The 20,172-nt window shown below is 41.2% G+C and carries 22 protein-coding genes, 1 pseudogene and 2 riboswitches; of the genes and pseudogenes, 11 read left to right on the forward strand and 12 right to left on the reverse strand.

Annotation, left to right across the window (positions count from 1 at the left end; translation table 11 throughout):
• Positions 1-16 precede the first annotated feature (16 nt).
• The 4 genes from J7I90_RS05425 to J7I90_RS05440 are packed head-to-tail and all read right to left on the reverse strand — an operon-like array spanning position 17 to position 3,849.
• Positions 17-916 carry an ABC transporter permease gene (locus J7I90_RS05425; RefSeq protein ID WP_396020057.1) on the reverse strand — a complete coding sequence of 300 codons (900 nt, stop codon included), beginning with the start codon at positions 914-916 and terminating at the stop codon, positions 17-19.
• 22 nt (positions 917-938) lie between these two features.
• A complete protein-coding gene (gene opp4B / locus J7I90_RS05430) occupies positions 939-1,904 on the reverse strand; it encodes an oligopeptide ABC transporter permease (RefSeq protein WP_214768871.1) in 966 nt (321 codons plus the stop codon).
• 15 nt (positions 1,905-1,919) lie between these two features.
• Entirely contained in the window at positions 1,920-2,846 is a 927-nt protein-coding gene (locus J7I90_RS05435) for an ABC transporter ATP-binding protein (RefSeq protein WP_133348540.1), read from the reverse strand.
• Positions 2,824-3,849, reverse strand: coding sequence for an ABC transporter ATP-binding protein (locus J7I90_RS05440; RefSeq protein ID WP_214768873.1), 1,026 nt, complete (start codon positions 3,847-3,849; stop codon positions 2,824-2,826). The genes J7I90_RS05435 and J7I90_RS05440 overlap by 23 nt, the downstream gene beginning before the upstream one ends.
• A gap of 493 nt (positions 3,850-4,342) precedes the next feature.
• On the opposite strand from J7I90_RS05440, the gene J7I90_RS05445 reads away from it, so the two are divergent.
• Positions 4,343-4,978 (forward strand): Bax inhibitor-1/YccA family protein, encoded by a 636-nt coding sequence (locus tag J7I90_RS05445; RefSeq protein ID WP_214768875.1) that lies wholly within the window; start codon positions 4,343-4,345, stop codon positions 4,976-4,978.
• Positions 4,979-5,091: 113 nt separating this feature from the next.
• Here J7I90_RS05445 and J7I90_RS05450 read toward each other — a convergent pair whose 3' ends face one another.
• The 3 genes from J7I90_RS05450 to J7I90_RS05460 form a co-directional block, all read right to left on the reverse strand.
• Positions 5,092-5,634 (reverse strand): acyl-CoA thioesterase, encoded by a 543-nt coding sequence (locus J7I90_RS05450; protein ID WP_034314279.1) that lies wholly within the window; start codon positions 5,632-5,634, stop codon positions 5,092-5,094.
• Positions 5,635-5,765: 131 nt separating this feature from the next.
• The gene (locus J7I90_RS05455; protein ID WP_396020410.1) at positions 5,766-6,230 is read right to left on the reverse strand and encodes a M15 family metallopeptidase; all 465 of its coding nucleotides are present in this window, start codon (positions 6,228-6,230) and stop codon (positions 5,766-5,768) included.
• A gap of 138 nt (positions 6,231-6,368) precedes the next feature.
• Positions 6,369-6,851 carry a DinB family protein gene (locus tag J7I90_RS05460; RefSeq protein WP_214768878.1) on the reverse strand — a complete coding sequence of 161 codons (483 nt, stop codon included), beginning with the start codon at positions 6,849-6,851 and terminating at the stop codon, positions 6,369-6,371.
• Between the two features lie 263 nt (positions 6,852-7,114).
• Here J7I90_RS05460 and J7I90_RS27220 point away from each other — a divergent pair, with 263 nt between their 5' ends.
• A complete protein-coding gene (locus J7I90_RS27220) occupies positions 7,115-7,720 on the forward strand; it encodes an ABC transporter ATP-binding protein (protein WP_251025106.1) in 606 nt (201 codons plus the stop codon).
• Positions 7,671-8,162 (forward strand): ATP-binding cassette domain-containing protein, encoded by a 492-nt coding sequence (locus tag J7I90_RS27225; RefSeq protein WP_251025107.1) that lies wholly within the window; start codon positions 7,671-7,673, stop codon positions 8,160-8,162. The genes J7I90_RS27220 and J7I90_RS27225 overlap by 50 nt, the downstream gene beginning before the upstream one ends.
• A gap of 69 nt (positions 8,163-8,231) precedes the next feature.
• On the opposite strand, the gene J7I90_RS05470 is transcribed toward J7I90_RS27225, so the two are convergent.
• Positions 8,232-8,933 (reverse strand): DUF459 domain-containing protein, encoded by a 702-nt coding sequence (locus J7I90_RS05470; RefSeq protein WP_214768881.1) that lies wholly within the window; start codon positions 8,931-8,933, stop codon positions 8,232-8,234.
• A 217-nt stretch (positions 8,934-9,150) separates the two neighbouring features.
• Here J7I90_RS05470 and J7I90_RS05475 point away from each other — a divergent pair, with 217 nt between their 5' ends.
• Positions 9,151-9,657, forward strand: a complete 507-nt coding sequence (locus J7I90_RS05475; protein WP_214768884.1) for a GNAT family N-acetyltransferase — start codon at positions 9,151-9,153, stop codon at positions 9,655-9,657.
• A 70-nt stretch (positions 9,658-9,727) separates the two neighbouring features.
• Here the strand turns inward: J7I90_RS05475 and J7I90_RS05480 are convergent, their stop codons facing one another.
• Positions 9,728-9,919: an aspartyl-phosphate phosphatase Spo0E family protein gene (locus J7I90_RS05480; protein ID WP_214768887.1), complete on the reverse strand. Its 192-nt coding sequence runs from the start codon at positions 9,917-9,919 to the stop codon at positions 9,728-9,730.
• A 253-nt stretch (positions 9,920-10,172) separates the two neighbouring features.
• Positions 10,173-10,361, reverse strand: coding sequence for a Fur-regulated basic protein FbpA (locus J7I90_RS05485; protein ID WP_034314291.1), 189 nt, complete (start codon positions 10,359-10,361; stop codon positions 10,173-10,175).
• 172 nt (positions 10,362-10,533) lie between these two features.
• Positions 10,534-10,638, reverse strand: a riboswitch (SAM riboswitch).
• Between the two features lie 157 nt (positions 10,639-10,795).
• A riboswitch (TPP riboswitch) is annotated at positions 10,796-10,900 on the forward strand.
• 90 nt (positions 10,901-10,990) lie between these two features.
• Here J7I90_RS05485 and tenA point away from each other — a divergent pair.
• The 5 genes and pseudogenes from tenA (at position 10,991) to thiE (ending at position 14,417) form a co-directional block, all read left to right on the forward strand.
• A pseudogene (tenA, locus tag J7I90_RS05490) lies at positions 10,991-11,680 on the forward strand (thiaminase II).
• Positions 11,681-11,695: 15 nt separating this feature from the next.
• The gene (thiW, locus tag J7I90_RS05495; protein WP_214770108.1) at positions 11,696-12,217 is read left to right on the forward strand and encodes an energy coupling factor transporter S component ThiW; all 522 of its coding nucleotides are present in this window, start codon (positions 11,696-11,698) and stop codon (positions 12,215-12,217) included.
• Complete coding sequence (gene thiD / locus J7I90_RS05500; protein WP_214768896.1) at positions 12,186-12,992, forward strand: bifunctional hydroxymethylpyrimidine kinase/phosphomethylpyrimidine kinase; 807 nt, start codon at positions 12,186-12,188, stop codon at positions 12,990-12,992. Before thiW ends, thiD begins: the two co-directional genes overlap by 32 nt.
• Positions 12,989-13,804 (forward strand): hydroxyethylthiazole kinase, encoded by an 816-nt coding sequence (thiM, locus tag J7I90_RS05505; protein WP_214768899.1) that lies wholly within the window; start codon positions 12,989-12,991, stop codon positions 13,802-13,804. The genes thiD and thiM overlap by 4 nt, the downstream gene beginning before the upstream one ends.
• Positions 13,785-14,417: a thiamine phosphate synthase gene (gene thiE / locus J7I90_RS05510; protein ID WP_214768914.1), complete on the forward strand. Its 633-nt coding sequence runs from the start codon at positions 13,785-13,787 to the stop codon at positions 14,415-14,417. The genes thiM and thiE overlap by 20 nt, the downstream gene beginning before the upstream one ends.
• Positions 14,418-14,455: 38 nt before the next feature.
• Here the strand turns inward: thiE and J7I90_RS05515 are convergent, their stop codons facing one another.
• Positions 14,456-15,661, reverse strand: a complete 1,206-nt coding sequence (locus tag J7I90_RS05515) for an MFS transporter (RefSeq protein WP_214768916.1) — start codon at positions 15,659-15,661, stop codon at positions 14,456-14,458.
• 270 nt (positions 15,662-15,931) lie between these two features.
• Between J7I90_RS05515 and J7I90_RS05520 the strand changes: the two genes are divergently transcribed.
• The gene (locus J7I90_RS05520) at positions 15,932-17,419 is read left to right on the forward strand and encodes an aldehyde dehydrogenase family protein (protein WP_034314306.1); all 1,488 of its coding nucleotides are present in this window, start codon (positions 15,932-15,934) and stop codon (positions 17,417-17,419) included.
• 288 nt (positions 17,420-17,707) lie between these two features.
• Entirely contained in the window at positions 17,708-18,940 is a 1,233-nt protein-coding gene (locus J7I90_RS05525; RefSeq protein ID WP_214768918.1) for an aminopeptidase, read from the forward strand.
• 60 nt (positions 18,941-19,000) lie between these two features.
• On the opposite strand, the gene J7I90_RS05530 is transcribed toward J7I90_RS05525, so the two are convergent.
• Positions 19,001-20,131 (reverse strand): site-specific integrase, encoded by a 1,131-nt coding sequence (locus J7I90_RS05530; protein WP_214768920.1) that lies wholly within the window; start codon positions 20,129-20,131, stop codon positions 19,001-19,003.
• Positions 20,132-20,172: the final 41 nt, after the last annotated feature.

Below are 20,172 nucleotides of genomic sequence, written 5' to 3' on the forward strand. Positions count from 1 at the left end.
ATACACTCCCCTTTATTTATCCTCTTCTTTGTCTTGCATCGGCTGCGCGTTTTAACGCTTGACCAACGAAATTTATACTCAGCATCAACACTAAAATCATGAGTGATGCGGGTACCCATATCCACCACTTGTTTTCCAGAACATCTGGATTTCGAGCATAACTGATGAGCGTACCGAGACTCGGTGTGCTCTCCGGAAGGCCGAATCCTAAGAAAGTCAAACTGGATTCTAAGCCAATATTGCCTGCAAGGTTCAAAATGAAGTTAACGATGATCAATGAACTGACATTGGGCAGAAGCTGAAACAGGATGATTTTCCAATGCGGCGTCCCAAGTGTCTGTGAAGCATGGATATAATCCAGCTCACGCTCAGACAAAGCCTTTGAACGAATCAGCCGTGCCTTGCCTGTCCATAAAAACATCGTCATGATTAAAATGAAAACATATACATTGAAGATTGGCACAATCACGACTACAACGATGATGAACATCATTTGCGGCAGGGCAATCACGAAATCGATAATACGCATGATCACATTATCGGTTGCCCCGCCGAAGTAGCCCGCCAGAAGCCCTAATGATAAACCGATGATAGCCGTGAATAATGTAATGAATAAACTGATCGTGAATGAATTTCTGGTACCTATTATCAGTTGTCCGAATACATCCCGGCCGCCATAATCGGTTCCTAGCCAATAGTCTGAAGATGGTTCCATATAAATGGAGAGAAAATCGACCTTAGCTATTTCCTTGGCGTCCATGAAGAACGACGCACCGTAAACAAAAAGCAATATGGCTGCTAATATAATCAATGAGCCCATGGCAAGTTTATCCTTTTTGATTTCCTGCCAGATGATCTTGATTCCTGAAGGGCTCACATCGTTGACTTGTATGTTCTTACCGGTTTCCACTTTCATTTCCATACGACTCACCCCGCTCCTATTCTATCCGTATACGCGGATCGACCGCACTAAGTATGATGTCCGAAAGAAGGGTGCCAAGCAGAGTGGCAAATCCCGTCATCATGACGATGGCAGTGACAACACTGAAATCCCGCAGACTTACTGAACTAAGGAAAAGCTGCCCCAGTCCCGGATAACTGAAAATGGTCTCGATTATGACCGCGCCGCCGATCAATCCAGTAATTTCATAACCTAAGAATGCTGCTATCGGTAAAAAGGAATTTCTCAGGATATGCTGTGAATACACTTTTGATTCAGGCACACCCTTCGAACGGGCTGTCCTTACGAAATCCTTGATTTTATTATCGATGATTTCATTTCGCAAATATTGGATCGTACTTGTTGTTGCAATTAAAGCTGTACTTAAAGCTGGTAAAATCAAATGATTGATCTTGCTTACAACGTAGGCGAATGTTCCTTCATCCACTTTTGAATCGACACTGCCGCCAGACGGGAACCAATCAAGGGCAAATCCGAAAACGAATAACATGATTAAAGCAAAAATGAAAATTGGCGTGCCAAACCCTACATAACTATAACCCGTAACGGTTTTATCCACCCAGGTATCGTTATACCTTCCGCTAAGTATGCCTAATGGTATCGCAAGCATATATGTAAAGATCAACGTGACCAACGCCAGGAACACTGTGTTCCAAAGCCTGTCTTCGATCACATCCATAACGGGCGTCTTATGTGTATAGGAAACACCGAAATCCCCCTGTACTGCATTGGATGCCCACCTTAGATATTGTTGGTACCAAGGATCATTCAAACCCAGTTCTTCCCTGATCCTATCAAGCTCGGCTGGATTGGCCCTAGGGTTGATTTCCTGGCCGGACAGTGCATCTCCCGGCATTGCTTTTGCCATCATGAAAACGATGATGCTCAATAAAAAGAGCTGCGGGATCATTACTAATAATCGTCTTAGAATAAATTTCCACATATTCCTTCCACCTCCTTATTGTAATGCGACTCTATGTGTCGATGAGATTGGCTTCAAATCGTAAGCACGTCCATTCTCATCGAAATATTTTGAGTAGGTAGACTCATATTCCGAGGTGAGTTTTTTTCTAAGCTGCACTTTATCTTCGCGGACTTCCGGCTCTAAATCCGGAATGGCGGCAATCAGGCGCTTCGTGTATATATGTTGGGGATTTTCATAGATTTCCTCGCTTTTGCCTTCCTCTACCAATCTACCCCGATACATAACACCCATCCGGTCACACATATGCCTGATTACGCCTAAATCATGCCCGACAAATAAATAAGTCAAATTGAACTCCTGTTGGAGATCCTGAAGAAAATTCAATACTTGTGCCTGAACGGAAACATCCAATGCTGACACCGGTTCATCCGCAATGATCAGTTTAGGTTTCAATGTCAATGATCGGGCAATCCCGATTCGCTGGCGCTGACCACCTGAAAATTCATGAGGATACTTGTGAATCGATTCAGGACTCAGTCCGACTTTGTCCAAGAAGTCCTGTACGATTTTCTTTTCCTCTGAAGGGGATAACCGTTCGAAGTTCCTCAGCGGTTCGGCAATTATGTCAAGTACCCTCTTCTTGGGATTCAATGATGAATACGGGTCTTGGAAAATCATTTGGATATCTTTTCTGAATGGTTTAATTTCTCTTCTACTTAAAGATGCTAAATCCCTGCCTTCAAACAGGATTTGCCCGGATGTCACCTCATTCAGTTTGACCACTGCCTTGCCTGTCGTGGACTTGCCGCTTCCGGATTCCCCGACCAAACCATATGTTTCCCCTTGCTGCAGCTCAAAGGAAACACCGTCCACTGCCTTTACGTGATCGACCACCCTTCGAAAAAAACCGCCCCTTATTGGGAAATGCACTTTCAGATTATCTACTTTGAGTAATGTCATGGGCCGATGCATCTCCTTCAGCTTGAAAATAGAATGCTTTATAGCAGGTACAGCGGACAAAATGACCGTTACCCACTTCGTGAAGCCGGGGTGTCTCTTCATGCGCATGTTTTGGTATCCATGGAATCCTATCTTGGAAGCGGCATCCGATCCGATCCATTTTGGCTATCGATGGAACGATTCCCTCGATAACATGCAAACGGTTTTTCTCGTTTGCGGCCGAAGGAATCGAATTCAATAACGACCTTGTATATGGATGCAGCGGATTGTTGAATATCTCTTTAACACTTCCCGTTTCCACTACCTGACCTGCATACATGACAACGATCCTGTCAGCGACCTCTGCTACTACGCTCAGATCATGTGTAATTAAGATGATCCCCATTTTTGTCCTGCTTTGGATATCCTTCAGCAGATCGAGTATTTGCGCTTGGATCGTAACATCGAGTGCCGTCGTGGGTTCATCGGCGATGACCAGGGCAGGGTTGCAAGCAATGGCAATCGAGATCATTGCCCTTTGCCGCATTCCGCCCGAGAGCTCATGCGGATATTGCTTGTACGTCCGTTCAGGGTATGGAATTCCCACTTGTGTCAAAAGTTCGATCGTCCTGTTCTTTTTTTCAGCACTGGAGAGTCCAGTATGATAATCAAGATTCTCCTCGATCTGTTTTCCGATGGTCATGAGCGGGTTCAAAGCTGTTAAAGGTTCCTGGAATATCATACCCAATTCCTTACCACGGACTTTATTCATTTGCACATCATTCAACTTTAATAGATTTTGGCCTTTATAATTGATGTTTCCTTCGGATTTCGTTCTCTGCTTATTATGTAATTGCATGATGGATAAGGCCAATGCACTCTTTCCACAACCTGATTCTCCTACAACTGCTACAATTTCATTTTCATTTACCGTAAACGAAACATCATCCACAGCTGCATGATATTTGTTTCCGATTCGAAATGAGGTAGTTAGGTTCTCTAATTGCAAAATAGCTTTCTTCATCCTTGCTCCCCCTAAACTATTTTATCGGGAAAATAATTAATCTTCTGATAATTAGTTAAAATTTTAATCATTTTTTTACAATTACACAATAGTTTTTTTAGAAAATAATCACATTTTTTTCATATTTTATAACTTTAGGAATAATTTTCTGCAACATAAAAACGTTTCCTTTATAACTGTTATACAGTAAAGTTTTGAAGTCCGATTAAATATATAGAATCAATCATTTCGGATTTATTATTTCGAAATATCTTTTTTGAAGTTTATTTCTATTTATTGACCTTATCGTTTTACTTACCGCGGAATGGTCCCGTTTAAAGTATTTTAATATTTCAGAAGAATTGGTATATTTGCAAGAATATCATAGAAAAGGTAATTACTTCATATATATTTCAATACTTTTAAAAAAACACCAAATTTTCATTGTATGCAATGAAACCTTTTTAAAACAGATTCGTAGAAAACGGTAGAAAATAAATGATGGGGTGATTGAATGTATTCACAAACTGTACAAACATATATGCCGTCCGTCATGCGGACGTTCGCTTTATCTCTTGCCGTTTCCGTTTTAGGTATGGCTCTCGGCACTCTTGTTCCGCCATCCTTGTTTCTTCCCTTGGCGATACTTGAGATCGCCATGTTGATTGGAGCATTCATATTGCGAAGGAAAAAAGCCATAGGTTACACATTTTTGTATATTTTCACGTTGATTTCCGGAATTACGACCTATCCGATCATTGCCCACTACCTAGCCGCAGCAGGGGTAAATGTGGTGATCCTGGCAGGTGTTACGACGACAGTCGTATTTGGAGGACTGGCGGTTTATGCCACAACCACCAAAAGGGACCTTTCATTCTTGGGGGGAATGTTATTTGCGGCCTTGCTAGCTTTAGTCGTCATTAGCATTTTCAACATTTTCTTTCCATTAAGTTCTACAGCAATGCTGGTCTTTTCATTTATAGGGATTTTAGTTTTCAGCGGTTATATTTTATATGATTTCAATCGAATGAAGCATTACGGGGTAACAGCCGAAGAAGTACCGCTCATGGCTTTGAACCTATATCTTGATTTCATTAACCTATTCATTAACATCTTGCGCTTCTTTGGTATTTTAGCTAGCGATGACTAAAAGATCTGAAAGGTACCATAAAAAAGACGCTTGGAATTATCCAAGCGTCTTTTCACGTAATTTTTTCCATATGGTCTCGATCATCAATAAGAACGGCTGAAGGGATGTCTATCTTATTTATATAATCCTGGATTTGATTGATCGGTCCATGGCAGTTTCACACCGAAAGTACTTGCAATGAACTGTGTATCTTCCCTTCTTTTTTTCCTTATTTGGGCCCGTTGTTTTGCTGATTCATTTAAATTCATTTCCATCTCCGTTTCCGGAACCAAACGGGGAACAGGAATTGGTTTACCTTCTTCATTAATGGCAACAAATGTCAGGAAGGAAATGACGCATAAATTTCGGGCTCCTGTAACTAAATCTTCTGCAATCACTTTTACGATGATTTCCATTGATGTTCTGCCCGTATAAGTCACGAAGCTTTCAAGGCAAACTGCATTTCCTTCGTGAATAGGGTGCAGGAAATCGACGGAATCAGTTGATGCCGTAACGACGTTGCTTCGCGCATGACGCATGGCTGATATAGCCGCTACATCATCAATGTATGCCATTAATTTGCCTCCGAACATCGTACCAATATTATTTGTATCCGGCGGGAGGACAAGGCTTGTTTTTATGACCAAAGAGTCCCGGCAATTTTTTGTTTCTTCCATGGTGATTGCACTCCTTTATGTCTGATTTCTCACTAGTTCACTTTATCGAATTCTTACCTGTAAAGCAATTCACATGCTTATTTTCCTGCTATTAATCAAAATTATGCGGCTTATAATGAAGCCAACCACTTTCACTGCCCTTTTGGCTGCTTGCCTTGCTGCAGCTCACGCAGGCTTAAGCCAAATGTCATTTGTAAATGGGGATAATCCTTGAACCCTGCCCAATCGAAACCTAACCCTTTAGCGATTGTTACGACTTCCATCCAATCCGACTTTCCATTATCGTTGCCGTCATAACTCATATCCCAAATGGCCTCGCCTTGTTTGTTAAGGAGGGCAAAATCTATCGCCAAACCGAAATTATGCAGCGACTCGCCACCTCTTGCATTCGTTACGATGTTGCCCGGGTCTGATCGGCCCTTTTCATAGAGTTCATTTTGCTCGGCTATAGACCGGTATCCGGCCGTAATGATTACCGGGATGCCTTTGTCCTTAGACTGTTTGATGAGCTCATCTTTTTTTTCGGCGACGATCGGATTCAGCTCTTCAGTCAGTTCGATTTCGTCTAGATCAGGCGGAAGCATATACTTGAACAAGAGCCACAGCAGCAATCCGAAAAAGCCCAATACCAAACATGTCCTTACCCAAGTGGCTTTCACTTAAAAAATCCTTCCTTTACGAATATCTGTCTGAAAATGAAAAACTCAACCAAAGAGGGATGAGTTTTTCTTCTATTATAACTTTGCTTTTAATTCTTCAATTTGCAATAAATGCCGTTTTTCATGCAGTCCCACGAACGGAATCCATTGCTTCAGGCTTAAATCTTTGAACAAAGGATGTGGAAAAGACTTTTGTTCGAGATCAATTTCCTTCGCATGGTCAACGACCTGTATAAAAGCTTTTCGGGATTCGGACAACTTCTCCTTAACTTCACTCAAGGATTGGTATGATTCTGACGGAGTGACAAATGGCGGGGCCTCGACCTTCACTACACGATTTAACGTAAGTTCTATCGGTTTATCCACAGCAGGAATGCTTTCATCGCTTTTCAATTTATCGGAAATGCTCTTTGTTATGGCCCTCTCCATTAAATATAAATGATCCAAAACCTGGATGATGCTCCATCTTCCTGTTTCAGGTTGGGCGTTCAGCTGTTCATCCGATAGTCCGTTGACAGCATTTAAAAGTTCTTCCCTGATTTTTTCATTTTCATTCATTTTAGCATCTCCTCTTATCAGCCTCGCTAATCTCCCTTAATTATTCCATGTCCTATAGGAAAGTGTAAAATAATAATACTTTTTGCCAATACGAACCGATTAAAAGTTATCTATTTTTTAAAAAGCTCTATGATAGTCATAAAGGCACAAATCATCTAGGACAGTAAATTAGGAGTGATTGCCATGAGTGGAGGACATATTCCATTCAGCCACAAAGCCGCAGTACTATACATGCAATACCCTCAAAAGGAAGCATATGGTTGATGCTTAAACAAATGTTCAATCGGGACCCATCGAAATGGAAGTTTTGCTCTTTGGTTTTATGTATCATGCTTTTCATTTCATTGCTTGAGTTCTCCATCCCCCAATTGACACAGTTTACGATTGATAAAATCATTCCCGAAAAAAGATATGGCTCGTTCATCTGGATTGGTGCAGGCATTCTTTGTGCTGCAATCTTATTGGCTAAACTGAACTACTTTAACAGCTATATCGTTTCCAAGGTCGGTCAAAAGGCCATCATGGATATACGTAATAGCATGTATGAACATATTCAAACACTGGATATGAAATTCTTTGATAAAAACCGGACTGGTGACTTAATGTCTCGGTTGACCAATGATGTCAATTTACTGCAGCAGCTCATCTCTTCGAGCATGCTTCAAGTCTTGACTGATACGGTGACCTTCATTGCCGTATCGGTATATATGCTTTTCATTAACTGGAAGCTTACCATTGTCCTTCTTATTACATTCCCTTTCATGTTCTATATCACAAGGTTATTCGGGAAACGCATCAGGATTTCATTTTCGGGGACAAATGGGAATTGTTTCTCAGGATATCATTCTATTCAATGGTTCCATCCGTGATAACATCGTGTATGGCAAACTTAATGCTACAGATGATGAAATCATCGAATCCGCCAAAGCGGCAAATGCACATGACTTTATCAGTGCCTTTCCTGATGGTTATGATTCTCAGATCGGAGAGCGCGGAGTCAAGCTTTCAGGCGGACAAAAACAGCGCATTGCCATTGCCAGGGCACTTTTGAAAAATCCGCAAATCATCATTCTCGATGAAGCAACGGCGGCCTTGGATACAGAATCTGAACATTTGATCCAGCAAGCCTTGTCACGTTTAATGAAAAAACGGACTTCAATAGTCATTGCACATCGTTTATCGACCATTCATGACGCCGATCAAATCATTGTTCTGGAAATGGGCAGGTTCTTGAAAAAGGAACACATGACCAGTTATTGCAAAACAACGGCAGATACAAGCAGATCCATGACTTACAGTTCCCTCAACTAAGCGATATCAAATACCTAGCAACTTAGCAGGCAAACATGCACAGAAAGTCCTTTCTGTGCATGTTTGCTTTCATTTGAAATCATATCTTTCCAAAACCCGATTCGCAATGAGCTGATACCCTTTTTCATTCGGATGTAATTTATCACTGAAATACACTGTTTTCTTTTTATCTTCAAAAAGATCATTCGTAGGAATGAATAACATCCTTTTATCTTTATCCGCTATTTCCTTTATTGACTCGTTATAATCTCGAATATGCTTTTCAAGTTTATGATTGTCTTTGATTGGGTTATATAGTCCCACTACCAGGATATCCGCTTTATCGTTTGCCTCTATCAGTGTTGATGTAATCTTCTTCAGATGGTTGATATACTCCCGTTTACCCTCGTTGATTTTTCGGTCACTTATTTTCTCCAAGTCCCCGCCGTTACTATTGATCAAGTCATTCGTTCCAATAAAAACAATGAAAGTATCGGCTTCATCCAGTTTCGTTTTAATGCGGTAATCATCAAGCTGTTTCATCACCCCATCCGTTTCCTGGCCTTTTATACCGTAATTCCAAAAACTCACTTTTTGTTCCGATTCCGGATTATTCAATTCATCCTCAAGGCCTTCTATATATCCTTCCCCATCCTTATCCCCTTTTCCATAGGTTAACGAATCTCCAAAAGCCATGACCCTTTGCACATCTTCCGACTCCGAGGCATGAAATTCATATGCAGCAAAACATATAACCAGTATGATAATCAATATACCTGCCAATTTTTTCATTTGGTTCTCCTCTTGTCTTTTTAATAGAAGTATTTAATCTTTTTCATACCCACAAAATCTGCAGTACTAACTTAAAAAAGAATTGTCAGATAAAGAGTAAAGAGTGTATGATAATATAAAACTTTCAATGGATTGGGTGTCATTCAACGTCCTGAAACCAAAAACGGGATTACCCTTCATTCTGGAGATTGAATAAATGATAGTTAGGAGTTAAATCATGGAAGAACACATAGAGTTTAGAGAGGCAGAACTATCTGATCTACCCAGAATTGTTGAAATATATAATTCGACAATTGCTTCAAGGATGGTCACGGCAGATACGGAACCTGTATCCGTCCAATCGAGGGTTAAATGGTTTGAGGAACATCATTCAGAAGGTAGACCGCTATACATCATTACTATAGAAGGGAAAACCGCTGGATGGATGAGCTTTCAATCCTTCTATGGCCGACCGGCATATAATTCCACTGCCGAAATCAGCATTTACATTGATGATTATTTCCGGGGAAAAGGAATCGGACAAATTTCGATTCGAAAGGCAATTGAATTGAGTCCAAAATTGGGTGTTAAGACTTTATTGGGTTTCATTTTTGCCCATAATACACCAAGCCTTAAGCTTTTTTCCAAATTTGGGTTTGAAGAATGGGCACATTTACCTCAAGTTGCCGAACTTGATGGTATTGAGCGGGATTTGATCATTCTTGGTAAACGTGTCGATATTTAATGTATAATTCTTTAGAGCTATTGCCTTGAGCAGTAGCTTTTTCAAATTTATACAGGTCGAATTGGCTAATTTAAAAATACCTATATGCTTTTTGAAGGGAAAAATCAGAATCTCTTTTACTTGCTAACGCATTTAAAAGCGTATCCAATTCTTGACTGGCTTGAACAGTCAGCAGATTTGTTAAGCCGTAAATCGCCCCCAACTTTATCATTTCCTGTCTCTTTTCTTCTACTTTTTCTATAGTAACCTTACGGCAAGTCATTATAGTAACCTCCCATTTATTCAATATTTTTACACTTTCATCATAATGAAATCACTAGTTAAAATCAACTATTTTCCAGCAATTAAATGTGTTATTTTATAGAATAAATGTGACAAAACACCTATTTTGTTATTTAATTATGTATATTTTGTGTCATTTTCTAATAAACGCAAAAAAAAGCATCCACTAGTGTAGACTGCGAATGCTTACATCATATCCCTTATCCAAAAACCCAAATATTGTATTTCATTTACTATGTCATCCATTCAGAAGGTGACTCGTTATTTGGTCTATTTATAACAATCTTATATTCATCTTCAAGTACTTTTAATGGGGCATCATAAAGGTGCCTTTCATCAGAGGTTTTGTATACTCCATTGGCCAAAAGCTCTTCAATGAGTTTTGCCTTCCTCTGTTCAATCCTCTTAAATAATTCTGCCATGTAAATGGCTCCTTTCCTAGTCATCGAGCCTGCTTCTAGTTAGCTAAACTTCATCAACTTGTTTGATTTCACCAAATTATATATACCTTTTATAGTATGTCACTAAACGTTATTTCCCAAAAATAAAAGCCCCTTCCAATTTAAGAAGAGGCTGACAGTGTCCGTACGGCTCTTCTTATCTTCCAAGCATATGCTTGTTGGATTTAGCACAGTTCCCAAAACGGGTCCGCTGCCGAGGTTTCTTAGGGCCAAGTCCCTCCACCTCTCTGGATAAGAATTCGATATATAATGATGTAGAAATGATTCTATCCTAATAATCTTCAAAAGTCAATTACCTGGTTCTCCCTTTTTTCCTGGACATAAAGTGATTCCTCTTTCAAATACGGGTTGCATTTTCTTGTCTTTCTGATATGATGTCAGTAATTACATACAATTCACACCACTAGGGGAGTCTTTTTTAAGACTGAGATGGAATTAGTTCCGGACCCTTTGAACCTGAACCGGCTCATACCGGCGGAGGGAAGTGGATGATATCGTCCATTTACAGACTATATCCATCTACCCCGTTCCGTATTCAGGAACGGGTTTTTTTATTTAACAAAGGGAGCCATTCTATAGGAGGATGAACAATGGAGAATACAAAATTAGAAACATTCAGTGATAGACTGCATGCACGGGCAAAAGACATTTGGAAAAGGAACCATTCACATCCCTTTGTCCAGGCAATTGGAAACGGTACACTTCCTGAAAAGAAATTCGCCTATTACCTGAAGTAGGACTATATCTATCTCATGGATTATTCCAAGCTCTTTGCTTTAGGTGTCATCAAAGCCCATAACATCGAAACCATGGCAAAGTTTGCGAGCATTTTAAATGAAACCCTTCAAGTGGAAATGGATATTCATCGGCATTATGCTTCCGAATTCGGGATCAGCTCCAAGGAATTGGAAAATACGGAACCTACTCCAACCACTCTAGCCTATACAGGTTACATGCTAAATGCAGCTCAGCATGGTACATTGGCAGACTTGATCGCCTGTCTCCTGCCCTGTGCCTGGGATTATTATGAAATCGGTTTGCTGTTAAAAGAACAAAATGGAGCAGCATTGGAAAACAATCGCTACGCAGATTGGATAAGGTCCTATTCATCTCCTGAATTCGGGGAAGCACACAAGTGGCTGATCGCTTTGTTGGAAGAATTGACGGAAGGCATGCCTGAAAAGGAACTTCTTAGATTAGAAAAGCACTTTTTGGTTACTTCCCGATATGAATATTTATTCTGGGACATGGTTCAAAATGAGCAGGATTGGCCTCTGTAGGTGGTTGACATGAGGATGAACCCTATCAAGAAACTGACATTGACTGCCATGATCACGGCTTTAACGACGCTCACCAGTTCATTTATTTTCATCCCTGCAGGATTTGCAAAAATCTTTCCTATTCAACATCTGGCAAATGTCCTGACGGCGGTGCTGTTGGGGCCTGCATATGCTGTGACACAAGCTTTTTTAGTTTCCATCATTAGAAACATGTCTGGTACCGGTTCAATTTTCGCCTTTCCTGGCAGCATGATTGGTGCACTTTTGGCCGCCATCCTTTACCGAAAAACACAAAGCTTAAAATTCGCCTGCTTAGGGGAAGTGATCGGGACCGGCATTCTCGGTTCCCTTGCCTGCTATCCACTTGCCACCCTCCTATTGGGAGAAAAAGCTGCTCTTTTTGGTTTTTTACCGGCTTTTATGTTCAGTTCATTCGCAGGGGCGATTTTAGCTTTCGTATTACTTAAAATACTGTTAAAAAATAATTATATGAAGGGGTTTTTTTATGAAAACAGCATTAACGATCGCAGGCTCTGATTCAGGGGGCGGTGCTGGAATACAAGCGGATTTAAAAACATTTTCTGCACATGGTGTATTTGGAATGTCTGCCATCACAGCCGTAACCGCCCAAAATACAATGGAAGTCCGTTCTGTACAGCCCATTGAAACTGCTATCATATCGGATCAAATTGCAGCTATTTTTGAAGATATTCCTGTCGATGCAGTAAAAATAGGCATGCTTGGATCAAAAGAAATCGTGGAAACGGTCGCTGCGTCCCTTAAAACCTTCATGCCTGCCATCGTTATCCTTGACCCTGTCATGATTTCCAAAAGCGGCCACCATTTGCTCGACGAAAAGGCCGTCTCTGCCTTAAAAATGGAATTGCTTCCGCTTGCAACTCTTGTAACACCCAATGTACCAGAAGCGGAAGTACTTACTGGCTTCCCGATTCGGACGAAACAAGATTTCTACAGGGCATGCATTTCGATACAAGAAATGGGTCCTAAAGCCGTTTTACTTAAAGGCGGCCATGCAGCAGGAAATCCAAATGATCTTTTTTATGATGGGACTGACTTCCACTGGATCAAGGGAGAGCGCATTCATACAAAAAACACTCATGGTACGGGCTGCACCCTATCATCCGCCATTACATCTAACCTGGCAAATGGACTGCCATTGCAAGTGTCGATCGAACATGCCAAGACCTATATTTCCGAAGCGATACGCAATAGCTTTTCAATCGGTAAAGGTCATGGACCTGTCCATCATTTTCATTCATATTCAAAAATAGAACGGAGTGATTTGTTATGAAGGTTTCTTCAGCCGATTTATTTATGAAGGTAAGAGAAAGGAAACCACTCGTTCACCAAATCACCAACTTTGTTACGGTCAATGACTGTGCAAATGCCACCCTTGCCATCGGAGGTTCACCAGTAATGACATCGAGCTCAAAAGAAGTGGCGGATATGGTCAAATTAGCAGATGCATTGGTCCTGAATTTCGGTACGATCGATGATAAAGCCTTGGAGGCAATGGAGATTGCTGGTAAAACGGCAAATGCCCTGGACATCCCGGTCATTTTGGACCCGGTGGGAGTTGGTGCCACCTCCTATCGTACAGAGCAAGTCAAAGAGCTCCTAAGTAAGGTTACTTTCCAAATCATTCGCGGAAATGCGAGTGAAATCCTGTCATTGATGGGTGGGGATACCGTTACACGCGGGGTGGATTCGGGGGAACTTGCGATTAGCAATGCAGAGCTGGCTGCACGAGCGGCAAATGAACTGAATTGCATCATCGTGGTCAGCGGAGCTAAGGATGCGGTCAGCGATGGAAAACATACGGCCATCATCGATAACGGGAACCTCCTTTTAACTAATGTTACAGGTACCGGTTGCATGTCCACTGCACTTATCGGAACTTTTTCCGGAGTCACCGATGATTTCTATTCTGCAGCAATTGCCGGTATCTCAACAATGAGCATTTCAGGGGAACTAGCAGCCGCAACACTTCAAAAGGATGAAGGAACAGGTACTTTCCGTGTGCGCTTAATCGATGCCATATCAAGAATGGATAAGGAAATTTGGATGCATGAGGTGAAAATAAATGAAGAAGTCCCAAATTGATTTAAGCCTGTATTTAGTTACGGAAGAGTCCATAGCAATAGAAGAATTGACCAAAATCATTGCAGAATCGGTTTCAGGAGGAGTCTCGATCGTACAACTTAGAGAGAAAAACAATTCCTCCCTTTCCTTTTATGAAAAATCATCTGCATTAAAACAGTTATTGAATGAGCTTTCCATTCCCCTTATCATCAATGACCGGGTGGATATAGCACTTGCGGTTGGAGCGGACGGAATTCATATTGGGCAAGATGACCTTCCATTGCCTGTCGTCAAAAAAATGGTTCCTGAAGATATGATTGTCGGTGTATCTGTCTCCACTCTTGAAGAAGCTCTCGAAGCCGAACGAAATGGAGCGGATTATATCGGAGTCGGTTCCGTTTTCCCCACCAAGACCAAACAAGATGCAACCCTAATGGCACTTGAGAATCTGGGGGAAATTTGCCGCAGCGTATCCATTCCCGCAGTAGCCATCGGGGGTATCACTGCCGATAACATTTCCGCTCTTTCTGATAGCGGACTATCAGGTACCGCAGTCGTATCGGCCATCATGAATGCAGATAATCCGAAGACTGCCTCCGAATCCCTTTTAAAAATCATAAAAGACTTTAAATAACAAAAGGATGGGGACTGCATGCAGTCCCCATCCTTTGTTTATGTCAAAACGGTATTCTTTGTTTCCTTCCCAAAAGCCACGGCAACTGCCCCCACTAAAATAGCAATTGTAAAAATGGTGAAAATCGATGAAATCGGGGTATCTGCGGCAACTAAATACCCTACAAGCAAAGGTCCAAGAACACCGCCAACCCTCCCGATCCCTGCAGCTAACCCAGCCCCTGTACCGCGAACTGATGTTGGATACTGTTCAGGTGTATACGCATAAAGTGCACCCCATGCCCCTAGGTTGAAGAAAGAGAGGAACATTCCGGAAACTATCAGCAGTGCCAGCCCTTCTGCCGAGCCAAAGAAAAAGGCACTGACGGCCGTCCCAATTAAGTATGTGATCAAAACGAATTTACGTCCCATCTTCTCTATCAGCCATGCAGCTGAAAAATAGCCCGGAAGCTGTGCAAGCGTCATGATCAAAACATATTCAAAGCTTTGAATCATGCTGAAGCCTTTTAGGACCATCACGCTTGGCAGCCATAAAAACATCCCATAATAGGAAAAGACCACGCAAAACCATAAAATCCACAATACAAGGGTCTGACGGGAGTATTCCTTTTTCCAGACACTTTTCATATTGCTTAATACAGATGGTCTTTGCTTTTTTTCAAGTTCCGTATACTTTGGTGAATCCGGCAGTTTCAAGCGTAGATACAGCGCATATAAAGCTGGAACTGCGCTCAATAATAATGCAACCCGCCAACCATAAGCCGGTATGATGAAATAGGATATGAGTGCTGCCAAAATCCAGCCAACCGCCCAAAAGCTTTCAAGAAGGACGACGACCCTTCCCCTTTTACTCGCTTCAACACTTTCAGAGACCAATGTCGAGGCAACCGGGAGTTCTCCCCCAAGTCCCATTCCAATCAAAAAACGCAATATCAAGAACAGGCTGAGTGTACTGACTGCTGCAGACAGGCCACTTGCAATCGAAAACAATAATAGTGTAATGATAAAGACATTCTTTCGTCCGACCCTGTCGGCCATCGCACCAAAAAATACGGCGCCAACAGCCATTCCTATGGAGTTTATGCTCCCAATCCACCCAACCTGCTCACTGGTTAAGTTCCAATCCTGCTTTAATACAACAATGATGAAAGAAAGCATACCGACATCAAGTGCATCGAACATCCATCCAAGACCCGCAACACCAAGTAACTTACGCTGCGATATCATTTTCGCATTATTTCCCATATATTCCTCCTGAAGAACTTTAGACCTTCTTGTTATTTTATCCTTTTTCATTTTAACTATTTACTTTCATTTTTGCTATAGTAATTACACATGTCATGACAAAATATTACTACATTTTTTTAATAGATGAAGAAATCTTGGATATTCTGTCGAATGTTATAGATTGAATATTCCCTTTTTTTCATTTATCATAAAAATTGGCAATCATAGCGTTAACAATAAGTCATCATGTTTTGCCCAAGATAAACATTTTATTCAGGAGGGTAATTAATGACAAATCTAACGTTAGAAGTAAGTGGAAAGCTGCAAAAATTTTTAACAGGACCAAAAAAGCTCTATATTAATGGTCAGTTTGTAGAAAGTGCTTCAAAAAAAACCTTCTCCACTCCTAATCCTGCTACAGGACAAAAACTTGCCGATGTTTATGAAGCTGATAAAGAAGATATCGACTTAGCCGTCAAAGCTGCACGCAAAGCATTCGATGAAGGTCCTTGGTCAAGAATGAGCGCAGCTGCACGCAGTAGACTGATGTATAAACTAGCCGATTTAATGGAAGAAAATAAAACTGAACTTGCTCAATTGGAAACGTTGGATAATGGGAAACCAATCAGTGAAACTACAAATGCCGACATTCCTTTAGCAATTGAACATATGAGATATTTTGCTGGCTGGTCCACCAAGATTGTTGGACAGACCATCCCGGTAAGCGGAAATTACTTTAACTACACAAAACACGAGGCTGTTGGTGTTGTCGGCCAAATCATCCCATGGAACTTTCCGCTGCTTATGGCGATGTGGAAACTGGGAGCGGCACTTGCTACAGGTTGTACGGTCATATTAAAGCCCGCTGAGCAAACACCGCTTTCCGCTCTTTACCTGGCTGAATTATTGGCTGAAGCCGGTTTCCCTGACGGGGTCGTCAATATAGTTCCCGGTTTTGGTGAAACGGCTGGACAAGCGCTTGTCGACCATCCGCAAGTAAATAAAATTGCATTTACCGGCTCGACTGAAGTTGGAAAATTGATCATGCGTTCCGCTTCATATTCATTGAAACGCGTCACATTGGAACTTGGAGGGAAATCGCCAAACATCATCCTGCCTGATGCGGATTTCTCAAAAGCCATCCCTGGAGCTTTGAATGGGGTCATGTTTAACCAAGGCCAGGTATGCTGTGCCGGTTCAAGGGTTTATATCCAAAAGAAACATTATGATAATGTTGTTGCCGATATGGCCAGCCATGCAAAAAACATCAAACAAGGGATAGGCCTGGATCCAAGTACCCAAATTGGGCCGCTTGTTTCCGAGGAACAGCAAAATCGGGTAATGGGCTATATTGAAAAAGGGAAAAACGAGGGTGCGGAAGTTCTTGTCGGCGGAAATAAACCGGGTGAACAGGGCTACTTTGTTTCTCCTACTATATTCGCTGGTGTTGAAGAGGATATGACAATTGCTAAAGAAGAGATTTTCGGACCGGTCATAGCGGCAATGCCATTCGAGGATTTAGATGATGTCATTAACCGTGCAAATGCCAGTGAATATGGTTTGGCTGCCGGCTTATGGACAAGCGATATAGCCAATGCCCATTATGTTGCAGGAAAACTCCGTGCCGGTACCGTATGGGTGAACTGTTATAACGCGTTCGACGCAGCTTCTCCGTTTGGCGGCTACAAACAATCCGGAATCGGACGTGAAATGGGATCTTATGCACTTGACAACTATTCTGAAGTGAAAAGCGTCTGGATTAATTTGGGTAAATGATTTACTGACTATTAAGGAAGAGGGTCTCAAAGAGACCCTCTTTCTTTCAGTCCATTGATTCAATGTACCAAATTATTCAACTATTCAAACCTTTTCAATAGTCTTTCTTTCTCATGTTTTGGTAAAATGCAAGATAGACACAATAGCTGCTGGAGCATCATCTCCCTGCCGGTATAATGATCTCCTTCGTATACGAGTAGTTTTCACAAACAATGTAAAAAGTTTCTTTTTTATAGAACAAAAATTACAATTAAAAATGTAGAAAATGGAAAAGAGGAGTTTTAAATGATGAGTGATTTTCAAACGAATTTAGAAAAATATGCAGAACTTGCCGTAAAAGTCGGCGTAAACATCCAACAAGATCAAACCTTGGTCGTAAACACAACATTAGAGGGTGCTGACCTTGTGCGTCTCATTGTAAAAAAGGCATATGAGAACGGTGCGCGCAATGTCATCGTTAATTGGAATGACGATATCGTTTCACGTACCAAATATGAATTGGCTCCGGATGAGGTGTTCCACGAATATCCAAAGTGGCGCGCAGAAGAAACGATCGAACTCGCAGAAAACGGAGCTGCTTATCTATCCGTTATCTCCTCCAGCCCTGACTTATTAAAAGGTGTGAAGCCTGAAAGGATTGCCAACTACCAAAAAGCATCCGGGGAAGCACTGAAGAAGTGGCGTCAGTATATGCAATCCGATAAAGTGAGCTGGTCCATAGTTGCTGTCCCTTCAAAGGCTTGGGCTGATAAAGTATTCCCTGAAGAAGCAGAAGGAAAACGGGTTGACCTGCTATGGGAAGCCATTTTCAAAGCAGTTCGTGTTGATGTGAAAGATCCTGTGGAAGCCTGGAAAAGACACGATGATACCCTGCATGAAAAGGTTGATTATCTAAATGATAAGCATTACCAAAAGTTGCATTATACGGCTCCTGGAACCGACTTGACAATCGAATTACCCGAAAAACATCTATGGGTCGGGGCAGGAAGCGTGAACGTACAGGGTCATGAATTCATGGCTAATATGCCAACCGAAGAAGTGTTTACAGTTCCATTGAAAACAGGGGTTAACGGTACGGTTTCCAGTACGAAACCACTTAGTTACGGAGGAAACATCATCAATAATTTTTCCGTGACCTTTAAGGAAGGACGGATCATTGAAGTAAAAGCAGAAGAAGGGGAAGAAATCCTAAAGCAATTGGTTGAAACGGATGAAGGTTCACACTACCTTGGTGAAGTCGCGCTTGTTCCATTCAACTCACCGATTTCCCAATCGAATGTTTTATTCTTCAACACATTATTCGATGAAAATGCATCAAACCATCTTGCTATCGGCAGCTCCTACGCTTTCTGTATTGAAGGCGGCAAAAACATGAGCCCAGAAGAGCTTGCAGAAAATGGACTGAATGAAAGCCTAACACATGTCGATTTCATGATTGGATCGGAGAAAATGAACATCGACGGCATCAAACAGGACGGCACCTCCGAACCTGTCTTCCGTAATGGGGATTGGGCGTTTTAATTAAAGCGTTGATATAGAGGGGTTTTAAGCGTCTAAAACCTTGAGTGGTCACAAAATTGGTCACATTTCTTTAACTTTAAACAAATTATCAAGTTCATCAGCTACGTGTTTCTGCATACTTGGAAGCACGTGGCTATACTTGTCTAGCGTAATTTGAATGGATGTATGACCCACCCTCTCCGAAATGACCTTTACATTCACATTTTGTTTAATTAGCATCGTTACATGTGTATGTCTTAAATCATGAAAGCGGATTGTAGGTAACCCTAGCTTTAACGCTTGGGCTTTAAGTCGTTTGGAAAGAGTAGCCGAATCGAGCGGATTACCGTAGCGTGTACAAACAACTAAATCATAATCATTGAAGTTTTGACCCTGCTTCAACTTATGTCCGACAACAACGATTCTCTCCTTTTTTAGTTGTTCTATCAACACGTCAGGAATATGAATCGAACGGACACCAGCACTTGTTTTAGCACCTACTTTAAACTGCTTTGCATTTATATCATAGATTTGTCTGATATAAATGATTTTTTGTTCAAAATCAATATCCTTCCAACGCAATCCCGTTATTTCACCTTTTCTCATACCAGTTAATAGAGCAATTAAAAAAACCGTATAAAACCGATGCTTCTTTGAGTGCTGTATGAAGTATTCCACCTGTCCAGTATCCCAAGCGGTCATTTCAAGATTATTTCTCTTAGGCAACGTCACATTTAAAACTGGATTTTCATTTACTAGCTTTAAACTAACAGCCTTTCTAAAAACAACCTTTAGCATATCCATTATTTTCTTGATCGTATTGGGACTTAAAACGGTTTCTTCGACCAAATCATAAATAAATCTTTGAACAATCAAAGGCTCAATCTTTTGTATTTTAAATGGACCTAGTCTAGGATTGATATGACACTTATTAAAGCTAATATAGTTTTGATAGGTACTAACCGCTACATTCAGTTTCATTTCCTTTAACCAGTCTTGAATGAAATCACCTAGTGTCATTTTATCTGTTTCAACATAGTTACCCAGTCTTACATCATTTAGAAATTCACTAAGAGCATGCTCCGCTTCCTTCTTAGTATTGAAACCCCTCTTCTTTTTTTGTGTTCGTTTCCCTGTTAATGGGGCAATCCCCATATCGATTACATAAAAATACTTACCTGTTTTCTTGTCTTTCTTGATACTACCTTTCACTGTTAAGAACCTCCTTGATTTCCTAACAGTCAATCTAGTTC

Source organism: Bacillus sp. ISL-57, assembly GCF_018613135.1.
Taxonomy (GTDB): domain Bacteria; phylum Bacillota; class Bacilli; order Bacillales; family DSM-1321; genus Peribacillus; species Peribacillus frigoritolerans.

What these genes read in the sequence shown, in the direction of transcription:
- thiW (WP_214770108.1), top strand. Translation starts at nt 11,696, where the DNA reads ATGAACCCTATCAAGAAACTGACATTGACTGCCATGATCACGGCTTTA.
- J7I90_RS05480 (WP_214768887.1), bottom strand. Translation starts at nt 9,919, where the DNA reads ATGACTTGCCGTAAGGTTACTATAGAAAAAGTAGAAGAAAAGAGACAG.
- J7I90_RS27220 (WP_251025106.1), top strand. Translation starts at nt 7,115, where the DNA reads ATGCTTAAACAAATGTTCAATCGGGACCCATCGAAATGGAAGTTTTGC.
- thiE (WP_214768914.1), top strand. Translation starts at nt 13,785, where the DNA reads ATGAAGAAGTCCCAAATTGATTTAAGCCTGTATTTAGTTACGGAAGAG.
- J7I90_RS05425 (WP_396020057.1), bottom strand. Translation starts at nt 916, where the DNA reads ATGAAAGTGGAAACCGGTAAGAACATACAAGTCAACGATGTGAGCCCT.
- J7I90_RS05445 (WP_214768875.1), top strand. Translation starts at nt 4,343, where the DNA reads ATGTATTCACAAACTGTACAAACATATATGCCGTCCGTCATGCGGACG.
- J7I90_RS05470 (WP_214768881.1), bottom strand. Translation starts at nt 8,933, where the DNA reads ATGAAAAAATTGGCAGGTATATTGATTATCATACTGGTTATATGTTTT.
- J7I90_RS05515 (WP_214768916.1), bottom strand. Translation starts at nt 15,661, where the DNA reads ATGGGAAATAATGCGAAAATGATATCGCAGCGTAAGTTACTTGGTGTT.
- J7I90_RS05520 (WP_034314306.1), top strand. Translation starts at nt 15,932, where the DNA reads ATGACAAATCTAACGTTAGAAGTAAGTGGAAAGCTGCAAAAATTTTTA.
- J7I90_RS05460 (WP_214768878.1), bottom strand. Translation starts at nt 6,851, where the DNA reads ATGAATGAAAATGAAAAAATCAGGGAAGAACTTTTAAATGCTGTCAAC.
- J7I90_RS05525 (WP_214768918.1), top strand. Translation starts at nt 17,708, where the DNA reads ATGAGTGATTTTCAAACGAATTTAGAAAAATATGCAGAACTTGCCGTA.
- J7I90_RS27225 (WP_251025107.1), top strand. Translation starts at nt 7,671, where the DNA reads ATGGGAATTGTTTCTCAGGATATCATTCTATTCAATGGTTCCATCCGT.
- opp4B (WP_214768871.1), bottom strand. Translation starts at nt 1,904, where the DNA reads ATGTGGAAATTTATTCTAAGACGATTATTAGTAATGATCCCGCAGCTC.
- J7I90_RS05435 (WP_133348540.1), bottom strand. Translation starts at nt 2,846, where the DNA reads ATGACATTACTCAAAGTAGATAATCTGAAAGTGCATTTCCCAATAAGG.
- J7I90_RS05450 (WP_034314279.1), bottom strand. Translation starts at nt 5,634, where the DNA reads ATGGAAGAAACAAAAAATTGCCGGGACTCTTTGGTCATAAAAACAAGC.
- J7I90_RS05475 (WP_214768884.1), top strand. Translation starts at nt 9,151, where the DNA reads ATGGAAGAACACATAGAGTTTAGAGAGGCAGAACTATCTGATCTACCC.
- thiM (WP_214768899.1), top strand. Translation starts at nt 12,989, where the DNA reads ATGAAGGTTTCTTCAGCCGATTTATTTATGAAGGTAAGAGAAAGGAAA.
- thiD (WP_214768896.1), top strand. Translation starts at nt 12,186, where the DNA reads ATGAAAACAGCATTAACGATCGCAGGCTCTGATTCAGGGGGCGGTGCT.
- J7I90_RS05440 (WP_214768873.1), bottom strand. Translation starts at nt 3,849, where the DNA reads ATGAAGAAAGCTATTTTGCAATTAGAGAACCTAACTACCTCATTTCGA.
- J7I90_RS05485 (WP_034314291.1), bottom strand. Translation starts at nt 10,361, where the DNA reads ATGGCAGAATTATTTAAGAGGATTGAACAGAGGAAGGCAAAACTCATT.